This is a genomic window from Photobacterium japonica (assembly GCF_050337005.1).
In the GTDB taxonomy this organism is placed as follows: domain Bacteria; phylum Pseudomonadota; class Gammaproteobacteria; order Enterobacterales; family Vibrionaceae; genus Photobacterium; species Photobacterium japonica.
Genome location: NZ_JAKJSN010000097.1, coordinates 1 through 8515, shown reverse-complemented (window position 1 = coordinate 8515; position 8515 = coordinate 1). Strand labels below are relative to the sequence as shown.

General features: G+C 47.1%; 8 protein-coding genes and 1 pseudogene. 3 read left to right on the top strand and 6 right to left on the bottom strand.

Annotated features, from left to right (window positions below):
• Positions 1 to 130: 130 nt before the first annotated feature.
• Positions 131 to 586: a hypothetical protein gene (locus tag L4C36_RS23020; protein ID WP_428480109.1), complete on the bottom strand. Its 456-nt coding sequence runs from the start codon at positions 584 to 586 to the stop codon at positions 131 to 133.
• A 493-nt stretch (positions 587 to 1079) separates the two neighbouring features.
• Here L4C36_RS23020 and L4C36_RS23015 point away from each other — a divergent pair, with 493 nt between their 5' ends.
• The 3 genes from L4C36_RS23015 to L4C36_RS23005 are packed head-to-tail and all read left to right on the top strand — an operon-like array spanning position 1080 to position 3598.
• A complete protein-coding gene (locus tag L4C36_RS23015; protein WP_428480108.1) occupies positions 1080 to 1409 on the top strand; it encodes a UxaA family hydrolase in 330 nt (109 codons plus the stop codon).
• Positions 1409 to 2584 (top strand): UxaA family hydrolase, encoded by a 1176-nt coding sequence (locus L4C36_RS23010; RefSeq protein ID WP_428480107.1) that lies wholly within the window; start codon positions 1409 to 1411, stop codon positions 2582 to 2584. The genes L4C36_RS23015 and L4C36_RS23010 overlap by 1 nt, the downstream gene beginning before the upstream one ends.
• Positions 2585 to 2638: 54 nt before the next feature.
• Positions 2639 to 3598 (top strand): DMT family transporter, encoded by a 960-nt coding sequence (locus L4C36_RS23005; protein ID WP_428480106.1) that lies wholly within the window; start codon positions 2639 to 2641, stop codon positions 3596 to 3598.
• 71 nt (positions 3599 to 3669) lie between these two features.
• Here L4C36_RS23005 and L4C36_RS23000 read toward each other — a convergent pair whose 3' ends face one another.
• The 5 genes and pseudogenes from L4C36_RS23000 to L4C36_RS22980 form a co-directional block, all read right to left on the bottom strand.
• The gene (locus L4C36_RS23000; RefSeq protein WP_428480105.1) at positions 3670 to 4644 is read right to left on the bottom strand and encodes a toxin-antitoxin system YwqK family antitoxin; all 975 of its coding nucleotides are present in this window, start codon (positions 4642 to 4644) and stop codon (positions 3670 to 3672) included.
• Positions 4645 to 4646: 2 nt separating this feature from the next.
• Positions 4647 to 6035 carry a toxin-antitoxin system YwqK family antitoxin gene (locus tag L4C36_RS22995; RefSeq protein ID WP_428480104.1) on the bottom strand — a complete coding sequence of 463 codons (1389 nt, stop codon included), beginning with the start codon at positions 6033 to 6035 and terminating at the stop codon, positions 4647 to 4649.
• A complete protein-coding gene (locus L4C36_RS22990; protein ID WP_428480103.1) occupies positions 6035 to 7279 on the bottom strand; it encodes a tetratricopeptide repeat protein in 1245 nt (414 codons plus the stop codon). Before L4C36_RS22990 ends, L4C36_RS22995 begins: the two co-directional genes overlap by 1 nt.
• Before the next feature lie 529 nt (positions 7280 to 7808).
• On the bottom strand, positions 7809 to 8141 hold the full coding sequence (locus tag L4C36_RS22985; RefSeq protein ID WP_428480110.1) for a T6SS immunity protein Tdi1 domain-containing protein: 333 nt from the start codon (positions 8139 to 8141) through the stop codon (positions 7809 to 7811).
• Positions 8142 to 8171: 30 nt separating this feature from the next.
• Positions 8172 to 8432 (bottom strand): annotated as a pseudogene (locus tag L4C36_RS22980) (GAD-like domain-containing protein); the annotation flags it as partial.
• Positions 8433 to 8515 lie beyond the last annotated feature (83 nt).

Below are 8515 nucleotides of genomic sequence, written 5' to 3'. Positions count from 1 at the left end.
GTGGGTGCACTGATGATTTATGTGGGGGGGCCACAATAAAAAACCGCCCTTTCAGGCGGTTCTTTCATCGACACGAATCAGTGCGTATTCACGAACGCTCGCGTTTTTTTATTCACGCACTATACGTTCATCATTCTGCTTTCAACACGTAGTTATCACGCTTTTCAAAGTACGCTTTTGCACGATTCACTTCGGCCGTATCCGGTTTATACACCGTCCAGCTATCTTCGATGTTTTTCTTGTAGCGGATCTCTTTGTGCTCGAGATCAAACTGGTAGTAAGGGAAGACTTCGCGCAGGTTAAAAAACATCGCCGGGGCAAAGAAAAGAATGTCTGCGGCTAAGTAGCCCCCGTTGAATTTCAACGGCATTAACCCGTACATCGGATCGTGGCCTTCCGATTCCAACTTAAACTGATACTGGCCAAAACTGGTGGTGGAATAGGTCTGCTCAGGCTGCGTCTCAAGCATAAACTGCGGTTTATCATTCACCTGAATAGACACATCAGATTGAATCGCATCAAGGTTGGTGGTGGCCGAACAGCCCGCCAAAAGGGTGAACATAAGGGGAGCGATTATCTTTTTCACGGTAAAACATCCTGTGAAGACAAAACACCGATCATACATCCCCACCATGAAAACACTATAGCTGCACTCTTAACTTCCATTATTAACAAGTTGAAAAATAACAATAAAGCGCATACCAATGACACTCCCCCCAAATAGGAACAACCACGTTGTTGAAATACCGACCAACATGCAATGAGATGAACATGCTATAACCCGCTCAACGCAATACCCACACAATACGTGATGTTGTTCACAACTTTCATCAAATGTTTTCTGTATCCCCCCCTCCTGTTCACCTCAAAACGTCAATTTTATATTCCATGTAAATCAGCACCTTGAATAACAAACGGTCAGTTTTATACACATTTTTTCTGTCCGATTGTCCAGCCCACATTTTAAGTTGTTTCAAAATACAGCCAAAAAATGTGACATTTGTCATATTTTGTCGTTTGTTCGACTGTATAATGCCGATTGTCCGACAATAAGACAATTAACACTTTGGAAGCACGCAATGAAAGCCATTACACTTTCTCCTACAGACAACGTTGCAACGCTACTGGGCGACGTAGAAAAACATGAATCCGTTGACATTATTTCAGCGGATAACGAAGTGATCGCAGAAATCACAGCACTGCAAAAAATCACGTTCGGTAATAAGATCGCGCTTGGCAACATCGCGAGTGGTGAGCACATTTTGAAATGTGGCCACTCGATCGGTAAGTCGATTGTTGAGATCCCAGTGGGTCAGCTTGTGCATGTTCAGAACGTTCGCAGTGAACGTCTGGACATTCCTGAATCCATCATCGAAGAAATCATCAAACAAATGGGCATCGAACAATAATGACAACGACATTCAAAGGTTACCCGCGCCCAAACGGCTCATTCGGTATTCGTAACAACGTCCTGATCGTGGCGATTGATGAGTGCTGTGAAGGTATTGCGCGCAACATCAGCAAAGAAATCGATGATTCCGTTGTTGTGACCAACCACTACACCTGTATGTACGGCGGCAACGAAGAGATGATCGATACGATCATCCACACTGCGACCAACCCAAACATTGCGGGCGTGCTGGTTATCGCCATGGGTTGTGGTTCTATCGACCCGCAAATGATTGCAGAGCCGGTACGTAAAGAAGGCCTACCGGTTCATGCCCTCACGGTGATCAAGAACAAAGGGACTGTCGAAACCATTAAAGATGGTATTGCACTAGCAAAAGAGCTAAAAGCTTACGCGGATAGCGTAGAGCGTGTTGATGCGCCTGTTTCTGCGCTGCGCATCGGTATTAAGTGTGGCGGTTCTGATACCTCTAGCGGTCTGGCGTCTAACCCTTCTGTGGGCGCGGCCTCTGACAAGCTTGTCGATATGGGCGCAACCACCATGGCAGGCGAACTGCTTGAGTTGCTTGGCTGTGAAGAGATCCTAAAAGCACGTTCTGTGACCCCTGAAGTGGGCGAGAAAATCGCGCGTTTGATCGGTGAAGATTTGCAGCGCTGGCACGTGATCGAAGGCACGGAAACCATGTCTATCGGTAACAGCGTCGGTGGCCTGACAACAATCGATGAAAAATCACAAGGTGCGATGCATAAAACAGGCACTCGTCCTATTCAGGACTGCCTGCGCATTAACCACCTTCACCGTGAAAAGCCAACCACGCCAGGTTTCTACCTGACAGAAACCACCATGCTATGTGGTGGCGCGGCAATGCACTTTGCCTCTCTGGGTTGTCAGTTGATCCTATGGACAGCGGGCGCAGCGGGTTTCAATAACTCTATCGTGCCGGTTATTCGCGTATCCGGTAACAGCTCTTTGATCACAGCAGACATGGACATCAATGCCTGCGGCATCATGGATGCGACAGACACGATCGACAATGTATCGAACACGATCATCGATAAAGTGTTCAACGTGGCCAACGGTGCAACAACCAACCTTGAAGGTGTGGGTTACGCGTATGCGTCGCTGTACCAGAAAGATCAGCGTTTAGAGCACGTCATTCAGATCTGCCCTCAATAATCACCGTTGCGTTTCAAAGGGGCGAAACAGCCCCTTTCTATGAGATAAAAAAAAATGAGTAATGCTACTCCGAATAAATCACTCGGCTTAACCCTTGCGCTTATTTGTGCGGCACTATGGGGCGCGTCGTTCCCACTGGGTGGCGTACTGGCCGGTAAACTTGACCCTGTGGTACTGGCTATCGCGCGTTACGCGATTGCGACACTGTGTTTCGTTGCTGTGTTTATGTTCTCTAAAAAACACACACTGAAGAAGATCCAGAGCAAGAAAGATGCCTTCCTGCTAATGGCCGCGGGTATCTCGGCACAGGCCGTGTTCTTCTACTTCACCATTTTAGCGTACGAGTACACCTCGTCTGGTGAGATCGGCGTGATCAACGGCATGGCGCCGTTCCTGACCATGGCGGCGGTGTTTGTGATTGATAAAATCAAGCCAACAGCACCGAAAGTATTCGCGGTTGTACTATCGCTAGTGGGTGCAGGTATCATCGCGTACGACCCATCGAACAAAATCCAAGGCATCAATCTTGGCCACTTGTTCGCGCTGTGTGGTGTACTGGGCTTTGTGACGTACAACTACATTCTGGGTAAGTTCGGTTCTGACCTGAACTCACGTTACGACCTGTACTCAAGCAGCTTCTACCAGTTTGCGTCTGCAACGGTGGCACTACTGATTCTGGGTATCTTCACAGGCGCTGACTTCAGCTCTGCAAGTGTTTTGGTTGAGAACGGCAAGCACCTAGGCAGTATCCTGGCGCTGGGCCTACTGTGCTCTGGTTTCGCTTACGCCGTATGGGAACTGGCAACACTGAAAACACAAGATGCGGTTATCACCACCATGGCACTGAACGTATTGCCGCTATTCGCAATGATCGTGGCGTACTTCCTGCTGGGTGAAACGATCACGCTGCAGAAGCTAGCAGGCGTTGTAACCGTTGTTATCGCACTGTGTATCTACACCGGTGGTGACAAATTCATGAAGAAAAAGCCTGTGGCAGACGCTGCCGCAGCGTAATAACGCGTTGTCGTCAAAAGGCTGTCAGTGTTCGCACTGGCAGCCTTTTTTTCTGCTTCAAACGTCACCGGTTATTTCGGCATTTCAACCTTAACCACTTGGCCATGGTGATACTCAAACCGCGTTTTTAATCCGGCTTCTGTCCACAATAACTCTTCACCGTGTAATTGGTCCTGACTAAAGTGGCTAACCGACTGCGGTTGACCATTTTCATACCACGTTTGTTGTTTGCCTTGCTTCACACCCGCCTGATATAACGCACTGTGCATTAAGGTGCCATCTTCATACCAAAACTGCTCTTGACCCTGCTTGGCACCCGCAAGGTAATTCACTTGGTGTTTAAGCTGACCGTTCTCGTACCAATAACGTGCTTCACCGTGTAATTGACCTTTCGCATACGTTGCATCCGTGGCGAGTTGTCCATCTTCATACCAGACTTGGTAAATGCCATCGTACTGACCATTCGTGAACTGGGTGCGTTGTTGTTTTTGGCCATGATTGTAATACCACCAATGCTCACCCTGTCGCTTGTTATGGGCAAATTCACCGTTATAAATCAATGCTCCGCCATCACTCCAACCTTGCGCGACACCATGACGCCATCCTTGCTTCATGTTCATCGCCCCTTGTTTTCGGCCATGCGTATCCCAGTAGGTCGACAAACCGTCCTCTTTACCCTTAACGTAAAAGGTCTCCATCGCCTTGCGATTGGTCATATGGGGATAGAAAGTCACCGCTCGTCCGTTTAAGACACCCTTATCGTAAGTGTGCAGCATGCTAAGTTGGCCGTTATACAACCAATACGTCGCTTGGCCCTGCATTTTGCCGTCAACATACGTGATTTCACTGAGTTTATGGGGACTGACTTCGGGTTTATCGGGGTAAAAGTAGTATTGAGTATCGGTGCCGGAATACGGTACAGAGCCTCCCACCTCATACGCTAACGCTGGCGTTCCTTTATATTCCAGTAAAGCACCGTTCACGGTAAGTGGCACAACACTGAGCAGTAAGAGAAAACGTGATGTTAAGGTAACTTGTCGCGCCATGATTACAATCCCATCTCTTTTTCTGAATATAATGTGCCATCATCAAGCCACGTACGGCGTGTTCCCACCGCTTCACCTTCATGGTAAGTCCCTGTTAACTTTGGTTGCCCATTGCTATACCATTGGGTTTCTTTACCGTGCTTCACACTGTACGCATATCGCCCTTTTTGAATCAGGGCATAGGTTATTTCACTCTTCAATTGCCCCGACTTATACCACGCTTTATGTAGCCCCATTTTGCCACGCTTACCTTTGAGTCCCTGCTCCCGCAACTGGCCATTGTCATACCACTCACTTTCAAGGAACTGACCGGCATGTTGGCTGGGGATAACTTGATATTTTTTCGTCCCGTTTTTATACCATTCCGTCACAGGCTCAGATAATTTACCCAGCTCGAACTGCCGGACTTCCTGTAGTACACCGGTTTTAAACCAATAATACTGAAGCGCATGGCTATCGCCCTCCAGCTTGTTTCTTTCTGAACCACGGATATTGGTATTGTGGTAATACTCAACCTGTTTGCCTGAACCGGTCAAATACACGTTCTGCAGTACGCCGTCACCGGTAAAGCGGTGCTCAAATCCGTACGTTTCTCCATGACGGTGACTGCGCACTATACGATCCCCGCCATCATAGTCTTGTCGTTCAATGCCTTGAAGCTGGTTATTTTGGCTGAACTGCACCGCGGTAAGGTAAGGGAGATTCACATCGTCAAGGGTGAACTCAAGTGAGGGGCCATTTGTCTCCCCATGGCTATAAAACACGTCTTTCTGAACGCCGCCATCGGGAAAATAATGGCGTTGTAACCCCATTATTTTTCCATTGACATAATGTTCGTCATAATTCACATAGTCTTGATCATTGCGATCTTGAGACCAACGCGTCCTATTCCCACTTTTTTTGCCATTTATCATCATGACATCGTTATAACGACGACCAATGCTCCAACGTGTTTGATCACCATGCTCGAGTCCATATTGGTAGTTTTCACGATCGGTTTGATAATAAAGCGCCGGCTCCTTACTGTCTTTTTGAGAGCGGCTCTGGTAAAAACTATTCGCAATACCGTGTTGCTTGCCATCAAGCCAATGTATTTGTTCTTCCAAGCGGCCATCGGCAAACCAGCGGTAACTGGGACCGTGTTTGTGACCGTTTAAAAAATACGATTCTACGCGTTTAGTACCCTTCTCATCATAAGCGATAGCAACACCGGTATAAGGGGTTTGGGTCGTTTTCTCAACAGCGATATGTCGACGTCCTTTGCGTTCAAAATCCAAATCAGAGAATGAGACAGCGCTAGATGCCGCAGGAAAAAGCAACACACCACTAAACAATGCAAGTCCCGCGCATTTTAAAGACACTGAATGACAGGTTGGCCAAATTGGGGTCATTATAAATCCTTCTCTTTTTCACACACGTCGGGGCTACGCTGACAAATGGCCTTTTTTTTACGCCATTCAAAACCATGGTTTTCCACCATTAATTTCACCCACGGGTAAACCTCAGCATCCATCGCTTTCGGTGAATTCTTATAGGTATCGAGTAACAAGCTGAGTGCTTGAGGAGAGTATTCAACAGCCCGCTTTAAATACTCGCGCCCACGCGGCACATCTTTTTCAACCACCGTCCCCGTAATGTACATGTACCCTAAATGGAAATCGGCACATTGCGCGCCGTCCGCTTGGGCTTTTTCTAATAGCGCCAAACCTTTCAACCCATCAGCACGGTCTGTGTTTTTAAGCGTGATATAATCCACGCTTAACGCACACATCGCTTCTACGTTACCTTGTTTCGCCCCCAAGCTTCTCGCTTGGTGTGTTAACGCCATCCGGTTATCACCATCGGTATGGTATTGATAATAATTGCTGAGCCATAAACTCGCTTCGCCCTCGCCCTTTTGGGAGGCTTGCTTTAGCAACGTCGCGGCTTCATCGTAATATTGGGTATGCCATAACTGTTTGGCTTTCGCGAGCAAACGTTGCGATTCACTGAGCGATGCCATATCAATGTCAGGGGCCGTTTCAGGGCAATGGTTCATCACCCGCGTGATCATTTCAGCAAAACCATTCATAGGCAGCGCCCCCTCGGCATCTTGTACTTGCCCGTTCAACCGCCCTTCCGTCTGAATATTCACTCGCACGCTTTGGGCTTGTTTAAGCGCATGAATGAATGAGGCGGTCGGATGGAAAAAATACCGATTTTGAATAAACGCGGGGGAATAAAGCTGTTTGTTTTCGATGAGGGTCGGCGCGTAGAAAAAGCGATTGCCGTCATCGAGGGTAAATAAGAATGTCGTGTATACGTCCTTAAAATCCAGATCATGATACGTCACCCCCAGCTTCACTTGTTGGTTATCACAAAAAGCATAAAAACCCTGACTCACCCACCAGTCAAATTCGGGTTCACCTTGGTAGGTCGCCCCCTGAATGTACGACTCACCATCCTTGTTGTTAACATCAGAGGCATAGTACACCGTACTGTCTGGGTGATAGCCGTGGGTAATAATGCCACTGCGAGCCGTCGCCACTCGGTTGGCTTTAACGGTGGTATAGACGGGATCTTCATTGTTTGCCTGTGCGGGTGGTAAGCCTAACAATGGGATTATGCAGAGATAGAAGAGTGACTTGATGTTCAAATGTGGCTCCAGCCTATGAGTGCCACAACTCAGAAAATGGATACAAATAAAACACTAAAAAAACAAACAGTTGCAGCATGAATATCGCCGACTATACCATGCAGGTAGAGGCGTTCAAGCAACACAACAGGCTAAAATACAAACAAATCAATAGTATTTGTTTATTTTAGATACACCACTCATTACGGTGCGATTGCCCCCTGAAAAATAGGCCAACTGTGACGCTAACTGCTACGTGGTCGTATTCAACGTTCCGCCTTTATCATGCCCCCTTCTATCACCGTCTCCTCTTTATCCCGTATAAAATAATCTAAAAACGTTGAGCGATATGCGTAATGCACATACGACCTACCTGCTGTAGTATCAACGCCGAGTTAAAGCAACCTCTAGCTCAAACAATCAGTAATCTAGAAAACGTGTTTTTGGGTTTCCTTCCTCCAAACCCGATTGTCCCTCTCAGTTCATTTCTCTGTTGCCGACTGACGAGGGACTTTTTTTAGGTGATGGCTTTATTTTCTGGGGATACTGATTATTTACCGTAATGCTTCACTACATTACCCACCATTGATGCCATATCAATAATTTCGGCATCACCTAAATCCGCCATGAGCTGCAAAAAGACATGCAAATCTTCTTTTTCCATCTTATCCGCAGATTTCTTGCCCCCCATAAACAAGGACGGGGTAAACACCATCACCTCGTCTTTACCAATGGCTCCGTGCTTTTTTAAAACCGAGCTGAAAAAGGGTGTTGAGTTGGCTTCAATATCCACGTCGTCTGGCTCTTGGAAGCCAAAAAATCGCTGAATTGCAATCCCCCCTTCGCCTCTGGCAATTTTCTGTTCATCCCCCTCACTTGTCACGATCCAATTTAAATGTGGAGCTATCTCCAATGAAGCCCCTGTGCGTTCTCCCCATAAGTAGAGAGTGCCATACGCATTGCGCGCAATAACATGATAATTGTCGTAGTCAGCAAGGCCTGTGCCAGAGAGATACGCTTCGACGACATCCTCAAACTCGGCAGGGTCGGTGATCCAGAACAACCCGTCCAGAAAGCCAGAAAAACCAACTTGCTGCCAGTATTCCAACAACTGATCGGGAAGGATACCGCGATAGGCTTCTATTTGTTGTTCTGTTGCTTGGATATATTCAGCCGGCTCACCAAATTCTTACAAAAATATATCCAAATCTTCATCAATCATATCTAATTTGTACTGTTATTCAGGTTATACATAAT

Coding starts and splice junctions, on each gene's coding strand:
- L4C36_RS23015 (WP_428480108.1), top strand. CDS start 1,080: ATGAAAGCCATTACACTTTCTCCTACAGACAACGTTGCAACGCTACTG.
- L4C36_RS23000 (WP_428480105.1), bottom strand. CDS start 4,644: ATGGCGCGACAAGTTACCTTAACATCACGTTTTCTCTTACTGCTCAGT.
- L4C36_RS23010 (WP_428480107.1), top strand. CDS start 1,409: ATGACAACGACATTCAAAGGTTACCCGCGCCCAAACGGCTCATTCGGT.
- L4C36_RS23005 (WP_428480106.1), top strand. CDS start 2,639: ATGAGTAATGCTACTCCGAATAAATCACTCGGCTTAACCCTTGCGCTT.
- L4C36_RS22995 (WP_428480104.1), bottom strand. CDS start 6,035: ATGACCCCAATTTGGCCAACCTGTCATTCAGTGTCTTTAAAATGCGCG.